Annotated in this window: 18 protein-coding genes and 2 pseudogenes; 10 read left to right on the top strand and 10 right to left on the bottom strand. The window is 50.2% G+C overall.

The genetic code is table 11. The features are described from left to right. Nucleotides 1-27: 27 nt before the first annotated feature. The 3 genes from HRU78_06830 to HRU78_06820 all read left to right on the top strand — a co-directional run bounded on the left by HRU78_06830 (nucleotide 28) and on the right by HRU78_06820 (nucleotide 3,641). On the top strand, nucleotides 28-420 hold the full coding sequence (locus HRU78_06830; GenBank protein ID QOJ23404.1) for a hypothetical protein: 393 nt from the start codon (nucleotides 28-30) through the stop codon (nucleotides 418-420). Continuing rightward, on the top strand, nucleotides 417-1,367 hold the full coding sequence (locus tag HRU78_06825) for an alpha/beta hydrolase (GenBank protein ID QOJ23403.1): 951 nt from the start codon (nucleotides 417-419) through the stop codon (nucleotides 1,365-1,367). Before HRU78_06830 ends, HRU78_06825 begins: the two co-directional genes overlap by 4 nt. Before the next feature lie 63 nt (nucleotides 1,368-1,430). Then, a complete protein-coding gene (locus tag HRU78_06820; protein ID QOJ23402.1) occupies nucleotides 1,431-3,641 on the top strand; it encodes an endonuclease/exonuclease/phosphatase family protein in 2,211 nt (736 codons plus the stop codon). An 82-nt stretch (nucleotides 3,642-3,723) separates the two neighbouring features. Here HRU78_06820 and HRU78_06815 read toward each other — a convergent pair whose 3' ends face one another. After that, nucleotides 3,724-4,509: a PEP-CTERM sorting domain-containing protein gene (locus HRU78_06815; GenBank protein QOJ23401.1), complete on the bottom strand. Its 786-nt coding sequence runs from the start codon at nucleotides 4,507-4,509 to the stop codon at nucleotides 3,724-3,726. 488 nt (nucleotides 4,510-4,997) lie between these two features. Between HRU78_06815 and HRU78_06810 the strand changes: the two genes are divergently transcribed. Then, complete coding sequence (locus HRU78_06810) at nucleotides 4,998-5,627, top strand: glutathione S-transferase family protein (protein ID QOJ23400.1); 630 nt, start codon at nucleotides 4,998-5,000, stop codon at nucleotides 5,625-5,627. Nucleotides 5,628-5,702: 75 nt separating this feature from the next. On the opposite strand, the pseudogene HRU78_06805 reads toward HRU78_06810, so the two are convergent. Both HRU78_06805 and HRU78_06800 read right to left on the bottom strand, forming a co-directional pair. Next, a pseudogene (locus tag HRU78_06805) lies at nucleotides 5,703-5,848 on the bottom strand (helix-turn-helix transcriptional regulator). A 416-nt stretch (nucleotides 5,849-6,264) separates the two neighbouring features. Beyond that, nucleotides 6,265-7,632, bottom strand: a complete 1,368-nt coding sequence (locus HRU78_06800) for a DUF4157 domain-containing protein (GenBank protein QOJ24953.1) — start codon at nucleotides 7,630-7,632, stop codon at nucleotides 6,265-6,267. A 406-nt stretch (nucleotides 7,633-8,038) separates the two neighbouring features. Between HRU78_06800 and HRU78_06795 the strand changes: the two are divergent. Further along, nucleotides 8,039-8,261: pseudogene (locus HRU78_06795) on the top strand (ATP-binding cassette domain-containing protein). 113 nt (nucleotides 8,262-8,374) lie between these two features. Here the strand turns inward: HRU78_06795 and HRU78_06790 are convergent. From HRU78_06790 to HRU78_06780, 3 genes are all read right to left on the bottom strand, one after another. Beyond that, nucleotides 8,375-9,658: a hypothetical protein gene (locus tag HRU78_06790; GenBank protein ID QOJ23399.1), complete on the bottom strand. Its 1,284-nt coding sequence runs from the start codon at nucleotides 9,656-9,658 to the stop codon at nucleotides 8,375-8,377. A 183-nt stretch (nucleotides 9,659-9,841) separates the two neighbouring features. Next, nucleotides 9,842-10,741 (bottom strand): SPFH domain-containing protein, encoded by a 900-nt coding sequence (locus HRU78_06785; protein QOJ23398.1) that lies wholly within the window; start codon nucleotides 10,739-10,741, stop codon nucleotides 9,842-9,844. 113 nt (nucleotides 10,742-10,854) lie between these two features. Next, nucleotides 10,855-13,095 carry a hypothetical protein gene (locus HRU78_06780; protein QOJ23397.1) on the bottom strand — a complete coding sequence of 747 codons (2,241 nt, stop codon included), beginning with the start codon at nucleotides 13,093-13,095 and terminating at the stop codon, nucleotides 10,855-10,857. A 467-nt stretch (nucleotides 13,096-13,562) separates the two neighbouring features. On the opposite strand from HRU78_06780, the gene HRU78_06775 reads away from it, so the two are divergent. Further along, on the top strand, nucleotides 13,563-14,261 hold the full coding sequence (locus HRU78_06775; protein QOJ23396.1) for an OmpA family protein: 699 nt from the start codon (nucleotides 13,563-13,565) through the stop codon (nucleotides 14,259-14,261). A 13-nt stretch (nucleotides 14,262-14,274) separates the two neighbouring features. After that, a complete protein-coding gene (locus tag HRU78_06770; protein QOJ23395.1) occupies nucleotides 14,275-15,495 on the top strand; it encodes an AAA family ATPase in 1,221 nt (406 codons plus the stop codon). Nucleotides 15,496-15,577: 82 nt separating this feature from the next. Here HRU78_06770 and HRU78_06765 read toward each other — a convergent pair whose 3' ends face one another. Next, on the bottom strand, nucleotides 15,578-16,039 hold the full coding sequence (locus HRU78_06765) for a PEP-CTERM sorting domain-containing protein (GenBank protein ID QOJ23394.1): 462 nt from the start codon (nucleotides 16,037-16,039) through the stop codon (nucleotides 15,578-15,580). A gap of 163 nt (nucleotides 16,040-16,202) precedes the next feature. Between HRU78_06765 and HRU78_06760 the strand changes: the two genes are divergently transcribed. Genes HRU78_06760 through HRU78_06750 form a run of 3 tightly spaced genes read left to right on the top strand, consistent with a single transcriptional unit; the run spans nucleotide 16,203 to nucleotide 18,224 of the window. Then, on the top strand, nucleotides 16,203-16,811 hold the full coding sequence (locus tag HRU78_06760; protein QOJ23393.1) for a LemA family protein: 609 nt from the start codon (nucleotides 16,203-16,205) through the stop codon (nucleotides 16,809-16,811). A 6-nt stretch (nucleotides 16,812-16,817) separates the two neighbouring features. Then, entirely contained in the window at nucleotides 16,818-17,723 is a 906-nt protein-coding gene (locus tag HRU78_06755; GenBank protein QOJ23392.1) for a YgcG family protein, read from the top strand. Next, nucleotides 17,724-18,224, top strand: a complete 501-nt coding sequence (locus tag HRU78_06750; GenBank protein QOJ23391.1) for a TPM domain-containing protein — start codon at nucleotides 17,724-17,726, stop codon at nucleotides 18,222-18,224. A gap of 55 nt (nucleotides 18,225-18,279) precedes the next feature. Here HRU78_06750 and rsmA read toward each other — a convergent pair whose 3' ends face one another. Genes rsmA through HRU78_06735 form a run of 3 tightly spaced genes read right to left on the bottom strand, consistent with a single transcriptional unit; the run spans nucleotide 18,280 to nucleotide 21,386 of the window. After that, on the bottom strand, nucleotides 18,280-19,065 hold the full coding sequence (gene rsmA / locus HRU78_06745; GenBank protein QOJ23390.1) for a 16S rRNA (adenine(1518)-N(6)/adenine(1519)-N(6))-dimethyltransferase RsmA: 786 nt from the start codon (nucleotides 19,063-19,065) through the stop codon (nucleotides 18,280-18,282). Next, nucleotides 19,055-20,065, bottom strand: a complete 1,011-nt coding sequence (gene pdxA / locus HRU78_06740; GenBank protein ID QOJ23389.1) for a 4-hydroxythreonine-4-phosphate dehydrogenase PdxA — start codon at nucleotides 20,063-20,065, stop codon at nucleotides 19,055-19,057. Before pdxA ends, rsmA begins: the two co-directional genes overlap by 11 nt. Further along, nucleotides 20,055-21,386 carry a peptidylprolyl isomerase gene (locus HRU78_06735; GenBank protein QOJ23388.1) on the bottom strand — a complete coding sequence of 444 codons (1,332 nt, stop codon included), beginning with the start codon at nucleotides 21,384-21,386 and terminating at the stop codon, nucleotides 20,055-20,057. Before HRU78_06735 ends, pdxA begins: the two co-directional genes overlap by 11 nt. Nucleotides 21,387-21,423: the final 37 nt, after the last annotated feature.

The raw sequence follows: 21,423 nt of genomic DNA, 5'->3' as shown, positions 1-21,423 counted from the left end.
TGAGGAATGATCAGGGAAAGCAATCAAATGGATAAATTGGGACTTCCGATTGTTTTATTGGCGGCTTTATGGGGTGCAGTCAATACGACACTAAGCTTCTTTCAAATCATCAACGCCAGACGCGACATGCTGTTTGAATTGATCGACAAGTGTGGTTATTGCCCCGAGCAATCCCTCGGGCCGGTAGCGATCTATCTGACCAATCTTCTGCCGCTCACCGTCGGAAACATCATTTTTCTCTACCTGATCAGCTATGTCATCTTATCCATTCCACGCCACATGAAGATTGAAAATGACGAAGAGGCCAAACGGCTCAAGATCGCATGCAATTACATTGCAGTATTGCCTATTTTTGGCGCACTCTCATTTTGCGGTGGCGCGGTATTCGATCTGGTGATGCTGATCCACGCCTTGAAATGAAAAAAAATCTCCTCCCGGTACTCGCGCTGCTATTGACGGTTTTAACCTCCGGCGGCTGTGCTGTCATGGATAAAAACATTCCCGGCTGGACACAATACCGGAACCTGGACAAAACCAACGCACTGGAACTGGCATCCCGGAGCGCCGGCACCGGCGAACCGGTATTACTGATTCATGGTTTCGGCGCAAGCAGTTACAGCTGGCGGCATATTATTGAGCCGCTGGCGCAAAAGAACCGGGTCATCGCCATTGACTTGAAAGGCTTCGGCGATTCACCGAAACCGCGCGATGATGCGTATTCCGTTTACGAACAAGCCAGACTGGTGAGAAACTTCATTCTCAAAAACGATTTGAAGAATCTTCATATCATCGGCCATTCCTACGGGGGCGGAGTCGCACTGGCGGTATCGATCTATCTGTCGGCATCCAATCCGGGCGTGCAAAAAAGCCTGGTACTCATCGACAGCGTCGCCTACCCGCAGGAACTGCCCGGCTTCGTAAAAATACTCGCCACCCCGGTATTGGGGCCATTGATCACTTATGCCGTGCCCAATACCTTCCAGGTGAAGAATCTGCTGCAAATAGTGTATTTCAACGACGATCTGATTCCGCAAGAAGCCATCGACCACTATGCCGCCGATCTCGGCAAGCCCGATGCCAAATACGCGCTGCTGACGTCTGCGCGGCAAATGCTGCCAACCGATTTGCAGCAATTCGCGGAAAACTACGCCAGCCTGACCATTCCCACTCTGATCGTCTGGAGCCGGGAAGATGAAATCGTGCCGCTGGCCGTCGGCAAACGTCTGCATGAAAATCTGCTGAATTCAAAACTTGTCATCATGAGCGGCGTCGGTCACGCCGTGCAAGAAGAAAAACCATCGCTGCTTTTACCACACTTGCGCAATTTCCTGGAAGCCGTATCGCATCGCACTGCAATCACCCCATAAACGCAGCTTTCTATATCCAATGACCTTCATGATTGATTATCCACCGTTGAGAGCGATCCCATCATGAGAAACATCAGAATCCTCACCATGAATATCCAAGCGCAAGCCTGGCCTGCCGGTCCTCATAGCGATGCCGAATGGCGCGCTGAAGCGGTGGTTAAAGCGCTTGATCCCGGTAATTTTGCTTTCGATGAGCATCCCGATGTGGTGGTGTTCAACGAAGCGGATAACGAAGATGCGAAAGAGATTCTGGAAAATGGGTTGAAACATCTGTATCCGCATTACATCGTGTCGTTCGACGGCGGCAGCGGCGACCTGGACGACGGCGGACTGGCGATATTCAGCAAATTCGAGTTCTTCGTGTTGCCGCCGTCGGATAAAAACTTTTCCGGTAACCTCAGCCGGTTCTATCCCTACGACAGCGTCGGCATTCCCGGTGTTTTTTACCCGATGAGCGCCGGTAATGACGGTTTGGCGGAAAAAGGCGTGGCCATCGTGCAAATCAGCACCGGCTTGCACTTTGAAGCCGTCACTATCGCCTTGACGCACTTGCAGGCGTTTTACGAGGAAGTCGGCGAACATCACGCCATCCGCCTGCGCCAACTGAAAGTCATCGAAGGCGCGTTGATCGATCTCATCGGCGCGCCGGAAGATAACGCCAATTGGGATAAAGTCATCGTGCTCGGCGATTTGAATATCCGCGGCGACACACCGCCCTATTCCGTCGAAGGTCATGGCGAGTGGACCAATGTCTTCATCAACAACGGCGGCCCGTACAACAATGCCTCGCAAGGTATCACCGTCAGGCAAAACCAGCTGATTTTCACCGGGCAACTGACCGACGGCTGGCGCACGTTCATGACGCCGCCCGGCGCCTTCATGGAAGTGGATCCGGGTTTGACCAACACCAATCTGAAGGAAGGCGAGCATTTGCCCGCGCTACTGAAAGAGCGCCTGGATTACATCTGCTTTCCGAAGCAACGCACCGATGCGATAGGCGAAACGCCTCGCCGTCTGGTCGCGCAGCACATGCGGATTTTGCCATCGAATTTCTCCGCGCTGGATATGGCGTTCGAAAGAATCCAGAGCGACCATCGCGGTATTCTGGCACAAGTACATTGGCAATTTCCGTACAACACGCCGAATCAGGCCAAGCTGCAAGGCGATTTTATACATTTTCAAGCGCCGGATTCATTGGTCAAAGTCAACATTGCCAACGATCTGAAAATACCGTCACCCGGTGTATTCCAATGGATTTATATCCATGAACCGGGCACGTACACCTTCACTTACTCGCCCAATCTGGAAGCCGCTTTTTATTACGACAACGCAATGTCCACAAAAATTGACCCGTTCAATCAAGTCAAATGGACAGAAATAGGACTCGACCACGACTGGCTAAACGGCCTGCAACACGAATTCCAGCTTGCCGAAACCGGCGATCAGGTCGACGTGCACCGGCCGATGTTCATCCGCCTGAAAGCCGCTGAAAGAGACGATCAATTCACCGGCAACATTGCTTTTTCCTTCATCAAGCACACCGGGGAAAACCGCTTCCTCGCCATCGGCTTATTGCCGAACGACGATCCCAAAGATCCGCGCTTGCCGGTCGGCCAGAAAAACAGCGCCAACGACGAATGCTGGTTCCGCGCGCCGCTGGCCGAGCAATTGTTGAGCGGCAATCCTTACCGGGTGGAGTTTTACATCCAAAACGATTTCAATCGGAAAATTCAGCTCAGTTTGTTCGAAGGCATCGCCGCCCCGGCGCCTTTTGAGCAAGCCACCAATGAAGACAAACTCACATTGATTGGCTATGACCGTGCCGCCGACATCAAGGATGTTTACATGCTGCTGGAACGCAGCCAGACCACGGACTATGAATTCCTGGCGGGCTATCGCTACAGCATTTCCTACCTGAACCACCTGGAAATCTACAGCATCGAAGACCAAAGCGGCCTGGGCGCGGACGAAATCCACCTCACTATGACTGCCGATGACATGGCCACCAACTTCCTCGACTTCACCGACGAAGACTTCGACGACGACGAACGGCGCATGCTCAACTCGTATTACCCTAAAAATACCGCATTTAGCGACCGGCTCAACATCACCGTGTTCGAGCTGGATAGCGGCGATGACGACGACGGCCCCTTCACCGCCACGATTCCCGCATTGAAGAAAGGCGAAAATACACGGGAATCGTCGCTCATCATCGAAGCGGAAGGCGCAGAGTATCAGATTAGTTACAAGCTGAGCCGGAATCCGAACCGGTGAAGGCATAATGCACTTTTTAATGGTTTATTGTGGGATTCTTAATGCCACCACCCCAACAGTGATCATTAAAAAATTAACTAAGCTACTCTTCTTTGTTATTACGGCGTGCAGCAACGTAACCCAACAAACCTAGACCAGCCAGTAACATTAAATAGGATTCAGGTTCAGGGGCTTCAGAAATGAATGCTGTTCCATTGGCTGCTCCGAGACCATGTCCACCATAGCTGATCAAGAAATTACCATGACCAGTTAATGTGTCAATCGAATAAATACTTGTTCCTGTAACTCCATAAAGATGGACATTATCATTCGTCGCCATACCGAAAACATTTCCCACCCCCATTGAACCAATATTTGTTCCAGCGCCAGTCGCTTTATCGATTTGGATCAGACTATCTGACACCGGGGAAGTACTGGAAAGATACAAATTTCCTTCCACGAAAGCCAGATCACCAGACGAGCTGTAGGATACTCCACCATTGCCAATAGTAGACGCATGACCAGTTAAAGTATCGATTGAATAGAGGCTCGTATTCGCACCATAAAGTGTACCGGTAGAACTAAATACCAATGAATTAAGACTAGTGCCCAAATCGCCAATAAGGGTAGGAGCGGCTGACACTTGATTAATACTGTACAGTTTGCTAAATGAAATACCGAAAAGATTTCCGCTAGGATCAAAAGCAATATCGGTCATCGTAATTCCCATGTTCCCCACCATGGTCACCGCACCAGTTGCGACATCAACTTTGCCTAATTTACCAGAAGAATCATCGATCCATAATACTGGTGCGGCACTAACACTCGCAGCCATCATCAAATGAGCGACAAAAATAGTGCTGTAAAAATGAGAACACGGTTTAATCATCTTACTCTCCATTTAAATTTAAAAATTATGAAACATCCAAATGTTTGCAGCTAATTTATAAACATCCTGATTCATACAAACAAAACACTATAAGTATTACACCTAAACTCATGAATTCTCGACTATCGCAACAATATCACTTACAGCTATTTCGCGCAATTTCCTGTATGTTCCAATTTTTCATTAAAAAAACCTCTGTTCAATCTCATTACGATTAATTCACACTATTCCACTCAGAAACCTTTAAAAGATGCATCCCTTTATTGCAATCATCATTCGCTACAAAACCATTTGATTACAAACATCAATACTCCATGTAAATCGACATTCATGAAGATTTTAAGCGAGTATCTGGAGCCGATGGTCTAATGCCGCGGTTGGCAGCAGTAACCGAATTCGAGCCTTTGAAACCAGGAGCGCAAACAGACCCGCTAAAATGCAATAATGGACTCGCGATGCAATAACAAGCGATAGCTTCAAACAAAATTATGATTACTTTGTATGGCATTGAATGGTCACGTGCGAAATATGTATTGTTCACGTTGGCGGAGCTTGGTCTGGATTTTCAGCATGTCCGGATCAACCCATTCGAGAAAGAGAAGTACGCGCTCGAATATTTAAAGCTGAACCCGCTGGCACAGGTTCCTACCCTGGTCGATGGCGATCTGGTGCTGACCGAAGCGGTGGCAATCAATTTTTATCTGGCGAGAAAATACGGCGCGGGGAAGTTGTGGGCGGACCGGCTGGAAGACGAAGCGCAGATCTACAAATGGAGTCTTTTTGCCGTCACTCAAATGGAAATTGCCTGCGTGGATCTTATTCTGCACCGGAAGGTTTTCGAAGTAAAAGTTAGAAATCCGGACATCATCCAAGCGGCGGAAAAGAAACTGATGAAACCGCTTGAAGTATTGAACAACCATCTCGCCGGTAAAGATTTCCTGGTGGCCGGCAAATTTACCGTTGCGGATATCAATACGGCGGGTGTTTTGTCCTATGCACTGGGCGGCGAATTTGATTTTTCGCCCTATAACCATGTGGTGCGGTATCTGGATGCTATTTTATCGAGACCGGCGTGCAAAAAAGCGGGAATTATTCCCCTTCACCTAAGGAAACGCTGAATAATTGACTGTACGAGCGAATCGCTTCGTTATGCAGTACTCACTCTCTCGCCTATCTTGATGTTTGCAACTACCTCAATACGCCAACTGTTCCAGTGTAATGCCCATAGCAGCGGCGGCTTTCTCCATTGTTGCTTTGCACGGGTGTTTCTTGGCGGCTTCGATCTGGGCATAACCGGCTTGCATATACCCATGCGCTGCACCATTTCTTCTTGTGTCAGACTGGTAGGGTAGCATTAAGCATAGCGCAATGCACCGAGCAGCGACGCACGAAATCGCATCATAACGAATAACTTTTTGCTGATCCATCCTTTCCTAATTTTGGTGTCATGTGTTAACTCAAGACCTGGTACCTTGTTACGCAAACCTGGAAGAATTCCGCTGGCAAATCGAATAATTGCGTATCTCCTTGTTCGCATAGGAATTGAAAACGCCTTATCCCGTATCAAGCAAGCGGCTGCAAAAATTATGAGAAACGGCGCGGGTATACTGGTGGATGAAACGCACATGGAATGAATACGGGAACATCGTTCATGGCCGGCAGCTGAAACGAAAAACCATTCATTTTGATGAATGTGTGATGTCAAGATCTGACACCTTGGATATTATTTACTTACATTGATCTGCGTCAGCGCATTCAAAGCTCAAGCTCTTTCTTCCAGTCTAGACCGGTTTTCAGATACCCAAGTTGCGGAAGTATTGCCTTAGATGCGTCTTCCGATATGTCACTAGTGTCATCAAAGAGAACTATCGAGATAAGCACTTCCGCCATCAGCTGCTCATCAATGCCGGTTTTTTTGGCAAGCTTATCTGCTACTGCCCATAACATGTCGGTGGGATCGTCCATTCCAACAGCCCAATCGTAAGCCGCTGCAAAAACGCCCTGATTGCCAAGACCTACAAAAACGGAGCTTTCTTCAGCTATGGATTTTTCGCCAAGTTTCGATGGAATGGTTTGATTTAAGGAATCACCGTCACTATTTGAGGCGTCGCACTGGAAATTGGCAGTAACTTGTCCGCTCTTCGCGCCCTTGTTGCCCAAGCCAGAAGCATCTACACCAGTTACTTCAACTGTATAGTCAACAGTCTTGCCCGCGCCGACCCAGCCTTTCACGATTTTTTCCACAGCCGTGAGATGGGTTTTGTTTGCAGAGGCTGTTATGGGAAACATATTGAAACCTTTCCCCGGTCCGCCGATGTTATGGTTAAGCAGATGACCTTTAATGTACTTGTTTGCCGTAGAGAGTTTTGGGTTAGTGGGCAAATAACTCATGAGTGTACTTTGTTGACCGGCCCCCGGCGGCGAGCCTTGTAAATTTGTATCTTTCCCTATGGAGGCTTTCTTTAATTTTTTAGCTTCCATTTTTGTACCAACGGGGTCACCTCCCAAGGTGCTAGTATCCCAGTTAACAGTTGTTTCACCAAAACTGGCACTTTCCATCTGAACGGGAAAAGAGCCGGAAAAGCCGATGTTCCTCTTTTGTGTCACTCCATTCGCCTGCCGTGTGATCCCCAAGCCGAATTCGGCACCTTTAAGCGCCTTTTCCCCCATCACATCCGCCTCACGCTCCAGTCCTTGATCGTCGTTAACCGGCACCCCATTCTTCATCTGCATCGTCGGCTGCACGCGCCCCTGCGCCTGTTGCACCACATGCCAGGCTTCATGCGGCAGATGCTGTTCCTGCCCCGGCGCGACGTGAATGTCGGTACCCTGCGCATAGGCCAACGCATTGAGTTGTGCGGGCTGTGACGAGTTGTAGTGCACGCGCACGTTGTCCATGGGCATGCCGGACAGCGACTCGATACCGCTCTTCAGGTTGTCCGGCAGGCCGGTGTTGTTGGGTTTCGCCGGAGCCTCCTCACGCTGGGCGGCTTTGGGTTGCAGCGGCTCTTCCGCCTCTTCGCGCTGCGCCGTTTTCCCGGCAAGACTGCCGAGCTGTTGCCATTGGGCGGTGACATGCGGGCTGTTATGGATGGCGCTTGTCGCCTTTCGTTGCGCGGCCATGCGCGGGCTATTGCGGATCATATCCCTCATTCTGCGCTGTGCAACGGCTTGCGGGCTGTTGTTCGCCGCTGCCGCGAGCTGCGCCAGCCTGCTCACCTGCGGGCTGACCTCCACCATCGCTTCCAGTTGTGCAATCTCTTCACCCTGCGGCGATTCGAGCGATGCGCCCCTGCCCTGCCGCTGTACGGACTGGTCCTGGTTCTGTTTGTGTTGCGGTTCAGTCTTTTGCATACCTGCCCCCATTCACTCAATAATTGCGCAGCATAACCTACAACCACCGTTTTATGAGTTTTATTTAATTGATCGTCACATCTAGGGATCACCACCCACCATAACCCAGCAAACCCATTGAAAAACGTTTAGAATGCGCGCCCCATTCTTGTAACACTAATCCGCAGTATCCGCTTTGATTACAACCGCCAATATCACCATGCAATTCGGCGCTAAGCCTCTATTTGAGAATGTTTCCGTTAAATTCGGCGGGGGTAACTGCTATGGGTTGATCAGCGCGAACGGTTGCGGCAAGTCGATGTTCATGAAAATTCTCGGCGGAGATCTGGAGCTGACGGCCGGTAATTTCTATGTTGACAGCGGCAAAGGGGATGAGCAAGTTGCGCCAGAATCAATTCATGCTGCTGTGAACTCAGGCGAAAATGCAGTTTACCAAAATGGTAAATGAGCATTTTTTGCCTGATTTCACCTTCCTACTTGTGCGTCGCTCCTTACTTTTTTCAGAGCTTTCCTAAGGTTTCGGCGATTGCAGCTTCAACATCATCGGTTGCAAGCGTTTGATGGTGGCTGGCGCAATCAGGTCTTTCACTTGCAATGATTTAACAGCCGATGCCGGAGCGCAGTTGGCTACTTCCACCAATTTAACCATCAGCGGATTGAACGTCACGTCCACGCCGGTATAACTGCCGGCGTCATCGCCGTCATGGTCGCCGCGGAATTTGAATTCCTTGATCGGTCCGTTCGGCCCGCCACCTTGGCGGTCATCATTGTGATCCGTGTCGACATAGTGGGCTGAGCTTTCCATGCCGCTTACGATGCTGTCAATGCGCCAGCCGGGCGGAGCCGTGTAATAGGTTTCATTGCGCTCGCCTTCGGCGGTAGTCCAGTCACTTTTTGTTTCTTGCGCTTTCATCCAGAGCTTTAATTTGACATGAGTGCCATCGCTGCTCCAGTTTGCCCTGGCCCACACTTCCGGGCCGTTACCGTCGAATTCCTTATCACCCCGGGTATGTGGCGGTGTAAAGGATAAATAAGTGTCGCGCGCATAGGTATCGGTTTTTTCCCGGCATACAGGCGTCGCGGGTTGAATCACCGCAATACTGGAAATAGGACGATTCTGCCATTCCAAGGTAAGCTTATCGCTCGCCTTCGATAGTGGAACACCATTGGCGCCAAGATTAAGTGTCATGTGGTAGTGCGTCAACCGGTCAAGTTTGGCGGAAACATCCTGCGCGCGCGATCCGTCGTGCAGTGTTACTTTGATCGGCGTGGTATCGAAATCATAGCCGAAGAATTCCAGCTTGTTGCGGCGGCTGAGATCCAGTGCCATGTCCACCGCTGCTGGCACTACATGACATAGTGCCGGTTCAACCGGCGGCACTGTTTGATGCATCAAGCGCGCGCGAATTCCCGCCAACGCTTGACGCACACGAGCACCAATAAAGTCTATATTACAACGCAATTCGTCACCGGTTGCGGCGACACTGCGATTGAGCAGATCGGATACTTCGTTACGCACGGTGGATTGCGCGTCTTTGGTCAGTTTCGACGTGGTGTCTTGCAACACCGCTTGCCATGAAGAGGAATTGCGGTCGAGTGCATCGATTGCATCGTTCAATGTCGCAACGGTATCTCCGGTGACATCGCTCACTGTATCGGTCACTTTGTCGATTTTATCGCCGATGCTGCAACCCGAAATGAATATCGGTGCACATAGCATGCATCCCAGAAATAGTTTACGGAAACCACGAAAGGTTTGAAAAAAGTGAAACAATGGAATTTTGATTGCTGACATGCTGTTAATCTCCTTATTGTTGTAGGACAAACTCACAGTTCTATCGCATCGAATAAAACCATTACGACGGACTCGGATTTATAAAGGTATCTCAACTTAAAGTCAAACACGAATTATGCTGCTTAATCCATTATTACATTTAAATTTCTATTACATCGTGTTGTTGCACTGCAAAACTGCTTTTTACTGCGTCGATTGCGCCATCTGAATCACCGGTTGCGCACCGGATTCGGATACCAGCACGGTCATCATGTTGGTAACCAATACCGCCCGCTGATCGGGTGTTAGTGACACAATTTGTTTATCTTCGAGGTTTCTCAGCGCCACTTCGACCATCCCTACTGCACCATCGACCAGCTTCTGACGCGCCATCACCACCGCCTCGGCTTGCTGACGCCGCAACATGGCGTTGGCGATTTCCGGTGCATAGGCCAAGTGCGCGATTTTGGCTTCCTCGATAACAATACCGGCCACCTCGACGTGTTGTTGTATAGAATCGCGCAACAATCCGGCAATGGCATCCAAGTCAGTGCGCAGACTTTTCCGCTGCCCTCCTTCAGCATCGTCGTATGCATGACTGCTGGCAACCTGGCGGATTGCCGATTCGCTTTGAATCTGCAAGTAATTCAACGCACTTTCAACATCGAAGACCGCCCGGGCGGTATCTTGCACGCGCCACGCGATCACTGCGGCGATCTCAATCGGACTGCCGCGCTCATCATTGACCTTGAGAACCGGCGTATTCCAGTTATTGATCCGCAACGATACCCGAGTTCGGTTATAAAACGGATTAACCCAGAAAAAGCCGCTTTCATTGACCGTTCCGGCATAGCTGCCGAAAAAAATCATCACCGCCGCCTGATTGGGCTCGAGTGTAAATAAGCCTTTACTACAAAACAGCGCCACAACCAGCAATACTGCACCGGCAGCCAATTTGATAGGACCGCCCGGAGTAGCCAGCAAAAATACCGCAAACAATAATGCCGGAAGTAGCAGCACTACCATCAACCACCCGTTCGTAGCGGAAATTACGCGCTCATCCGTACCGATCGCATTGCTGCCCGATTTCTGATTCAAAATCATCCTCCTTTTTACTTTATCGAATAGGCTGCAGGGGTGTATCGTGTGGAAACCGGATACTCTTTTCACTGCAAGGAATATCCGGTTTCCCGCACATTTCAAGAATACGAACTCGCTTAATCTGCTGGCGGCTCCGGTTCCAGCGCAAAAGCCACCGGTGTGGCGTTGGCATCCAAATAGTCCAGTGTGCTCCAACCATCGGTTGCTAATGCATCGACATGCAGATTTTCTGCAAATGCTGCTTTACTGCAATCGCCTAACAGATCCGCGACCGGCACGTTTTTGCTGAATACACTGCTGGGATTACGCGCATAACCGCCCACGGTGCTGGGATTACTGCCAACCGGTCCGCCGGCGGTTTCCACGATGCCCATACTGCCGCGTGCGATCGTGAAACTGAATGTGGCGAAATTGTTCGGATGGCGTGCTTTAAAACTGACAGCCGCATTCGAGGATGTTTTGTCGTGGTATTGCGTAAAACCGCAACCATCGACCGTATGTCCATCTACGCTCACCGGATAAATTTCCGCTTCACAGCGGTTGTTATCGATGCGCAGCACCAGACGGAATGCCACGATCTTGCCGCTACCGTCTCGAATCACGCGATCTTCCATATCGCCGATTTGCGCCGGAGAATGCGCAACCAGTTCGGTAGCCACCGTACCAGGACCGAACGGTCCCGCGCCGGTCGGTACCTTAAGCAGTACGCCCTCCGTGCTGAGATTCACCAGCGAGCCATCGCTCTTGAACAATTCCAGCTTAAGCTCATATTTGCCCGCGGCGGTATCCGGATTCCCACCTTCCAGCAAATACGACAAGAAAAAAGCGCTGGCGGTATTTTCGCGTGCATCCACCTCCGGCGCCCAGGACGAGGAGACTGCACCCGGATTAAGCGGTGGACTGACTGGGCGGATTTTGAAAAGATTTTGTCCGGCAAATGCGGGATCGGGACCCAGCAGGTAAGGTTTGAAAGCTAACGTGCTATCGGCAAGAATTTCCGCGTAGTGGCGTACCACATCCTTATCCATTGCATGCCAGGCACCCACAGAAGCTGTTACGCCATCCGCCAGTGTCAAGCGCCGGTACGACCAGCGGTAATGCGTGATGCCGCTTGAAATAAGCGCATCACCAAACCACACATGCGGCTCCAAACTGCCGCCGAATGGCTCGCCTGCCACAGTCAAACCTTCATCAGCTGCAGCGCTGGCACGTTGAATTTCCGGCATGCTGACACCATTACCGATGAGCATGACAGCAACTTGTTTTCCCGGCAATGGATTGGGATCGCCGCACCAAGGTACACGCGGATCGGTTACACGTAGCGTGACCTCGCTGCCGCACACGTAATCCCAATAGGTATTGCACCGGATCGGCGAGTGATACACGGTAGTCCACACACCGCCAATGCTGTATTCCACCCAGAAATACAGATCGGGATGATCGCCTGCGCATAAATACCAAATCGTCGTATCAAACCGGCCCTGACTGTCGGTATCCAGTACCGCCACCTCATCGCAACGGTAAAAATACGGCCACAGCCAAGGCCAGTAACATAAATACGGCCGGATCAGCACATGATGATCGAGCAATGCCTGGCGAATAATAGTGACCGATGCGGAGGTTAAACCGGATTTCAATGCAAACGGAATATCCATCGACGCAGCTTTGGGCGGCAATGGCTGCGGGTTTAGCGTGACTTTCGCCCCTGGCTTGAGCAAACTGGCATTTTGTGTCACTGAAACCGCTTGCATCTTGGCGATATTGCGCGCAGAAATATCGCGGATCGCAGCGTCGAAGCGAAATGGAGGCGGATCAGGCTCAGGTGGCCGCGGAATCGGAATCTCAATCAGCTCGAGCAGTTCATCGCGGATACGGCGGATAATGTCGTCGGGCAACCGCGGTATCAGCAAGTACAACCGATCCACCTCGCAGACATGCACGCGTGCATGACAAACCGGCATTTCGTGATGCTCGCCTGCGATCACAACCGGACGTACTACCGTGCCGCGCACCCGGCATGCACACCACAACCACCATTTCCAATTAATCTCTGGAATCGGCAGCAACTCGTAGTCACTCCGTTTCGGATCGAAACTCCACATCGCTTCATAAGCCCGTATCCGCTCCATATCGTCGAGGGTGACGGATTTATCCCGGCTGGCATCCAATGACGGAGAAGGCGATGCAAAGAACAGGCGTGCGGGACGCTGAACATCCTCTTTAATTTCGATTTGAACTTGATTCTTTTTGACTGGTGCACTAGCAATCAATGCACCGCGCTGATCAAAAACATATGCAACAACTGTTAACTCTGTTTCGGGTTTGCCCTCAAACCCGCTAGTAAACTTCAGTAACATACGTCCTCCTGTTAGTTTTTGACGAGAGATAGCCGACAAAATAGCAGGTCAAAACCAGCTGATTCCCAAAAAAAGCGGTTCCTTGATCTTTTTTATATTCCGTTGCTGATTGTTATCCTCACTATATATATCAAAAGCTTGCTAAATGTTGATGGCATTTTCAATGCTATTACCTAAACCGGAAACATTTCTAGCCATCGACATCTGTTAACATAACATGCTTTTGTAAAGAGTTATGTAACAAACGTCACATTAAGCAATAAAAAATTTATGCAATCATATGAAATTAACAGTAATCTATTAACCTAAAGAAATTGAACACTATTTCAGCATAAAAACACACTGATATATTTTGATTAAGCCCTGCATGCAAGCAAAGCAGCCTTCAATGCACTAAAATATTTCCGCTTGAGTCCGTTAATATTCGCTTAAATCCGCAACATATTACATTAATCGAGAATCTTGTTATGCGTTCAATTTTTATTGGATTGTCCGTGGTTTTTTTCACCTTATCCGCTTTTGTCATCTATAAAGCTCTGAATTTTCCGGTTTATACGACTTCGTACTGGGATAATCGCCCGGAAATAGCATTGATGCCCGCACCGGCACCTATAGCCCCTCCGGTTGCACCGGCATTCGTGACACCTGCAGCACCCGCGACAACTGATGTCTTAAACCAGCCAAGCGGTGAATCCGATGCCGAAAAAGCTTTGGCTGAAGATATGAAAAAAACCATCACGCAGCTAGAGAATAAGCTGGCAGCAACGGAAGAAACGATAACGGGCATTACAGCGGCCAACTCGAATACCCAACCACAAACCCTGACGGTATTTGGCGGCAAGACTTTTCGTTCCGGGCAGGATGTTATCCAGGATGTCGCTTACTCGACCATTGAAAAATTAGTGAAAGAGATATCCGCAGCTCCAAACAGCCGCATCCTCATCGAAGGCCATACCGACAATGTACCGACCGGTAAATTCGGCAGCGACAATATGGATTTATCGTTGCGTCGCGCGAAGGCGATCGCCAATATACTGGTGTTACACGGTATACCGAAAGACCGGATATCGGTAACCGGTTATGGCGATACACGGCCGATAAATTCCAACAGTACCGAAGAAGGTAGAGCCAAAAACCGCCGAGTCGAAGTAAAACTTTTGCCGTAAAGGGAGCCCATTAATGCACATGTACGCGCAGCACTTCAGCCTCAATCTGCTTCCGTTCGAGAATGTACCGGACCCACTGTTTTTTTACGATCATGGCGATCATGCCCGGATACGCAAGCAAATATCCGGTTCCTTGCTCAGTGGACGAGGTTTGATCGTGGTAACCGGTCCGATCGGGTCCGGCAAAACCACCTTGAGTCAGATGATAAAGTCCGATTTTCCCGAGAACATCAAATTGATTTGGATGGTGGAACCGCCTGCCAATAGTTCCGATCTTTATTTATTTCTTGCACAGGAGTTGGGCGTTCAACCGACTTCAGCGGAGAAAACCTTCGTCATGCGCGACATCCGCAATGCGCTACTGAGAGTCAACGCTGAAGGGAAAAAATGCCTGGTTATCATCGATGAATCCCATTTGATGTCGGAAGATGTTCTCAACGGCATTCGCCTGCTCAATAACCTTGAAGAAGGATCCACCAAACTTATTCAATTATTGCTGCTCGGCCAGGAAGAATTGATGGAGAAAATCAACAGGCCGGAAATGGCACCATTCAAGCAACGCATCGCGGCGCTGGAAACATTGGGAAAAATGAATACCGACCGGGTAATGCAATATATTACACATCGTCTCCAGGTGGCCGGGGGTACTCCCACTCTCATTTCGGATACCGGCTGGGAGGCGCTTTCAATCGCGTTCGGTGCGGGCGGGACACCACGCACAATCAATTCACTGTGCGACAGATCGTTCAACGTTGCATACGAGCGCAATAAATCCATCATTGATGCCAAAGATGTGTATGAAGCCACGCAGCGGATGGGTATGGCCACCGATGTATTTCACTACATTATTCTGCTCAACAATCAGGAAAGAAAAAAACAGGAATCACAGCCGTCAACCGATAATCCGGCTCAGGAAACAACGCCACCGGCTCCGCCAGCTCCTGAAAAAACTCCGACTGTTCCGCTGTATGCCGATGAGCCTGAGCAGAAAACAAATCGAGAAACTGCTCATGAAATTTCAGATATCCCAAGGGAAAAGATCGATATATCCGAACAATCGTACGACGACATTGCAAAAACAATTAAAGCAAAATACGATCAAAGGGGCTTAAAAGTTTCTATTGCGGTGTTTCTTCTGTCGATTATTACACTGATCGGTAGCGTTTATTTCTTCTGTCATCGCTCCGATTCTACGGGAATACTGGATTGCCTGCGAAACTTGTTGGGTTTCTGACCCGCGTCGCTCACAGCAACATCGTTCAATAAAAATAAACCCGCTCATGTAGCGGGTTTATTTTATGAATAATTGCGTGTAATTATGCGCTGTTTTTCTTGTGGCGCGCTATGAAGCCCAACAAACTCAGTCCGGCCACCAGCATGGCATAAATTTCAGGTTCCGGCACAGAGGAAGCTGAGTTGTCATTCAAATAAGCACTAGCAGGCACAGGCTTAGAATTAAAATTCTGCTCGTTCGGGATTACTTTTCCAGCGGCTATTTTTCTATCTTCTACTCCAGCTGTTGCCGGATTTTTATTTTCACCTATGACACGGTGAGTAGTATGGGATAACTTATCAGTATTATGATTTTTCATATTTTCATCACCGGAATTTTGACGGTTGGATGGCCATGAATATTCATCACCGCTTGACGGTTCATGGCTGCTGCCGCTGTTGTGCGTTTCTTTCATAGAATGATCAGGAGTTGCATAATCCATGCTGCTTGCGCACAATGTACCGGCAGCAAATAACAATGCCACAAGCTTCGTTCGATTCATCATAATTCATTTCTCTTTTCAACAAACAGAAATTGATCAACGGAATCTAACGGACAGAATTAATAGGAAATGCTGCTATTGATCGATGATGCAGCCGGAAATAGTATTGCAATTACTGCTTTAATCTCCATTTATGATGGCAACTTGAGTATCTTTGGGAGAATTTATGCGCAAATTACTTACACTTACAGTTATTTTTTATATTTTGCTGCTTAGCGGTTGCAGCTACAATACATTGCAATCCACCGACGAACAAATAAAAGCCAGCTGGGCGGAAGTATTGAATCAATACAAACGCCGTGCTGATTTGGTGCCTAATCTGGTCAATACGGTCAAGGGTTTTGCTGCACAAGAGAAAGATGTGCTGTTGGGCGTAACCAACGCGCGCGCGAAAGTCGGCGGAATCCAGGCAACCCCGGAATTGATCAATAATGCCGAAGCGTTCGGCAAGTTCCAAAGCGCGCAAGGTGAATTATCGAGCGCTCTTGCCAGACTGCTGGTCGTCACTGAGAATTATCCCGAATTAAAATCGGATGCAAATTTCCGCGATCTGCAGGCACAGCTGGAAGGCACCGAAAACCGCATTACCGTGGCACGCAATCGCTATATCAAAGCGGTGCAGGAATACAATATCGTGGTGCGTTCCTTCCCCAGCAATCTGACCGCGATGCTATTCGGATATCAAACCAAACCCAGTTTCACGGTAGAAAATGAACAAGAAATCTCCACCGCGCCCAACGTCGATTTCAACACCCCTATTCCGGCAGCAAAATAACACGGCATGAATCTTTCCAGAATGATCCGGATCGGAACGAAAATGGGGTTGCTTGCAGCAATATTGTTTATCACTGCAACCGCCATGGCCGATGCAGTCATTCCGCCGCTGAAAGCGCATGTCACCGACCTGACCGCAACCCTTTCCGCCAGCGAAGCCACACAGCTGGAGCAAAAATTAGCCGCATTTGAGAAAACCAAAGGCAGCCAGATTGCGGTATTCATCATCCCGACGACACAGCCTGAAACCATCGAACAATATTCAATACGTGTAGCGGAGGCTTGGCAATTGGGGCGCAAAGGCATCGACGATGGAATTTTACTGCTCATTGCCAAAAACGATCGCGCTTTGCGTATTGAGGTAGGGTATGGATTGGAAGGCGCGGTACCGGATGCGGCAGCGAAACGGATTATTGCGGAAATCATTACGCCGCAATTCAAGCAAGGACATTTTGCCGCAGGCATCGATGCCGGTATTGACGCGCTGATAAACCTGATCAAGGGTGAGCCGCTGTCACTTCCTAAAAACATGCGAAGCGGCACCGGTACTGCAGAAGCGCACTCCCCGCTGGAAAGTTTTATTTCCCTGCTGATCGGATCCATCATAATCGGAAGAGTCGTACAGGTTTTTCTCGGACGATTGGTTGGCGCAACTGTCACCGGTATCGGAGTAGGAATCATCGGCTGGCTGTCTTTCTCGTCGCTAGCAGCCGCCGTGCTTATCGCCATCGTGGTGTTTGTGCTCAATCTTTTTCTGAACAACCCTGGTGGATATTATCGAAGCGGCCGCAGCGGCTGGCCGGATCACGATTATTACCGGCGCGGCGGCTTTGATCGTGGCGGTGGCTTCGGTGGAGGCTTTGGTGGCGGTGGTGGCGGTTTCGGCGGCGGTGGTGCATCGGGGAGATGGTAGATGAATTTTGCCCGCATTCTGCGTCATCTGCTCACCGGACATCTGACACAACGACGCGTATTTCCCGCTACATCACTCGCCGCTATCGAGTACGCCATTCAGCAATCGGAAAAAAAACATGGCGGTGAAATTTGTTTTGCCGTTGAAGCTGCGCTGAATACCATCCCGCTTCTCAAAAATCAAACCGCGCGGCAACGCGCGATCGAGGTTTTTTCGCAGTTGCGGGTCTGGGATACCGAACAGAATAACGGCGTGCTCATTTATTTGCTGCTGGCTGACCGTACCGTAGAAATCATTGCCGATCGCGGCATTCATGCCAAGGTTTCCCAGAGCGAATGGGAAAATATTTGCCGTGCGATGGAATCGGCATTCCGGCAACAACAATTCGAAGCGGGTGTCATCGCCGGGATCGATGCCATCGGTACGCACTTGCAGAAATATTACCCATTCGATCCCGGCAAGGACCTAAACGAGCTTACGAATAAACCGGTGGTGCTTTAAGCGCAGCAGCTGCCGAGGCTACATGCAGGCAAGTGACACAAAGCCCGACGGGAAATCAGAGTTGAGATTTTGAGTTCTCAGTCAGAAAATTTGCGATCGCAACGAATTCTTCCACGGATAGATTTTCGGCGCGCAACCCGGAATCAATTCCCAAAGCACCGAAATCATCAGCTGTTAAATATTGCTGCAGTGTATTGCGCAGCGTCTTGCGGCGCTGCGAAAATGCCGCGGCGACAATTTGTGAAAACAACGTTTCGTCTTTTACCGGCGGAACCGATTGACGCCGCGGAATCAAGCGCACGATCGCCGATTCCACTTTCGGCATAGGACGGAATGATTGCGCCGGAACACTGAAAACGTATTCCATATCGAAGCGGTATTGCAGCATGACGGAAAGCCGTCCGTAATCGGATGTGGCTGGCACGCCGACCATGCGATCGACCACTTCCTTCTGCAGCATGAAGTGCATATCGAGAATATGCTCGGAGAATTGGCTCAGATGAAACAACAGAGGCGTCGAAATATTATAAGGCAAATTACCGACGATACGCAGCTTGCCGCCGAGCGCGGAAAAATCGAATTTCAGCGCATCGATCGCATGAATCGTCAGTTCGTCCGGCGTGAATTCGTCATTCAATCTTGCCACGATATCGCGATCGATTTCGACGACATGCAAATGATCGGCGGTTTGCAGCAAGGGACGCGTCAATGCGCCCAGACCCGGGCCGATTTCAAGCAGGCGGTCGCTCTTTTGCGGATAAATTTCAGCGATGATTTGCGCAATGATGTGTTGATCGACCAGAAAATTCTGACCGAAACGTTTGCGCGGATTATGGCGCATGACGGAAGAATTGCACTTGATTTTTCGCCAAATGCACAGCCATTTCAATCGCCGTCAGCAGACTGCCGGGATTCGCCCGGCCGGTCGCGGCCAGTTCCAGTGCCGTGCCGTGATCGACCGAGGTGCGGGTGATCGGAAGTCCCAGCGTAATGTTCACACCGCCGCCGAAACTGGCATGCTTCAGAACCGGCAATCCTTGGTCATGGTACATGGTAAAAATGCAATCGTATTGTTTGAGTTGCGCCGGGTTAAATAAAGTATCCGCCGGAATCGGACCGATCAGATGCATACCTTCCGCACGCAGCTTATTCAGCACGGGAATAATGATATCGATTTCTTCCCGCCCCAGATGACCGGATTCGCCGGCATGCGGATTAAGTCCGGCAACGGCGATACGCGGTTCTTCCAGCAGGAAACATGTGATCAAATCGCGCTGAATGATGCGCAGCTTGCTCTCGATTCTATCGGCGGTAATCGCCGCGGCGACATCCTTCAACGGCAAATGCGTGGTCGCCAGGGTTACTCGCATATTACCGCCCGTCAGCATCATAACCGCCGGGCTATGCAGCAACTCGGATAAATACTCGGTATGCCCGGTAAAAGGAATACCGGCATCATTGATCACGCCTTTGTGCACCGGTGCCGTCACCATGCCGTTGAATCGGCCGGATTGGCAGGCGGTAACCGCAAAGCGCAAAGTTTCCAGCACATACAACGCATTTGCCGGATTGAGAACCCCCGGAACAACCGGTTCAGCTAACGGCACATGAATAAATTGCAAGCTGCCGGGCTTATGCAGTGTGGGCGCAGCTGCGGAAACATCGACTAGTTGCAACGGAAGCTTCAGTTGCCGCGCGCGCGCCAGCAATAATTCGCCATCCGCGATGACGATCAACTGGCACGACAGCGGATGCTGCGCGATCTGCACACACAGATCGGGACCGATACCGGCAGGCTCGCCGGGTGTCAATGCCAGTGCCGGAATAAATCTAATGCTCATGCTCGTCGTCCAAGCGGTATTCCACATAGGCCTGATCGCGCAATTGCCGCAACCATTCCTGCACCACCACATCGGCTTTGCGCGACCGTATCGCTTGCCTGGCTGCCTGGCGCCGCCGGTCCTGACTGATATCTTGCGAGCGGCGCTCCAGCACTTGAATCAAATGCCAGCCGAATTGCGACCGCACCGGATCGCTGATCTGGCCCGGCAACAGCGCATTCATCGCCCGCTCAAAGTCCGGCACGGTATCACCCGGTGAAAGCCAGCCGAGATCGCCGCCGGAAGATGCACTGGTATCTTCGGAATACAGTTTTGCGACCTCTTCGAAACTTTCTCCCCGGTTCAGCCGTTCCTGGAGTTGCAGAATCTTTTGCTTACCATCGTTTTCCGAAGTCAATTCGTTAATTTTTATCAGGATATGGCGCGCGTGCGTCTGGTCGATGATAACGGTCGGGGTTTCCTGCGCACGCCTGCCGAGCAGCTTGAAGATATGAAAACCGCTGGGGCTTTGCACTACCGGTGTTAAATCACCCGGTTGCATGGGTTGAAGCAATTCCGCGAAGGTCGGACCCATTTGCGTGATCGGCCGCCACTCGATGATTCCGCCCGTTTTGGCATCGGCGGCATCGGAAAATTCCGCAGCTACCTGGGAAAATTCCACGCCGGCATGAAGTTTCTCCAGCGCCATTTTGGCTCGCTCCGCTCTTTGCTGAATATAACTGGGAGCGGTATTCTCCGGCACCAGTATCAGAATATGCCCGAGCCGGTATTCATCCTGACCTTCGTTCGTTGTTTTCTGCGTGTGCAGGTAATTATCCACTTCCCCCTCGGTCACGTTCACCTGATGCTTAACTTCCCGCTCCTTGAGCCGCGCCATGATCATTTCTTCACGAATCTCATCGCGGAATTTACTGTAATTGACTCCATCTCTCTCCAACACCGCATGAAATTCCGGCAGCGACAATTTATTATCCGCTGCAATCCGTTGTATAGTCTCGTCCAACTCGTTTCCGCTGACAGCCAAGCCGACTTCTTTGGCGTGCTGCAACTGAATGTGCTTCATGATGACGGATTCCAGCACCTGTTTCTCCAGCGAGCGTTGATCGGGTAATTGCACCCCTTGCTGCTGCAAGCGGCCGACGGCTAATTTGACCGCATCGTCCAATTCCTGGCGCGTAATGACATCCTCATTCACAACGGCGACGATATGATCAATCGGTTTTGCGGCCGGAACGAAACTCAGCTCTTGCGCCGCAAGCGGATTCGATAGCAATGCGATGAGGAGAAAGGCAATGCAAAAATAGGCGCTTCTTTTATGCATAGAATGACAAAACCGGATAAATGCGATAGGAAAATTC

The sequence above is a fragment of the Gammaproteobacteria bacterium genome, from assembly GCA_015709635.1.
Taxonomy (GTDB): Bacteria; Pseudomonadota; Gammaproteobacteria; order Burkholderiales; family Nitrosomonadaceae; genus Nitrosomonas.
The sequence above is the reverse complement of the archived record's forward strand: the minus strand, read 5'-3'. Positions and strand labels throughout refer to the sequence as shown.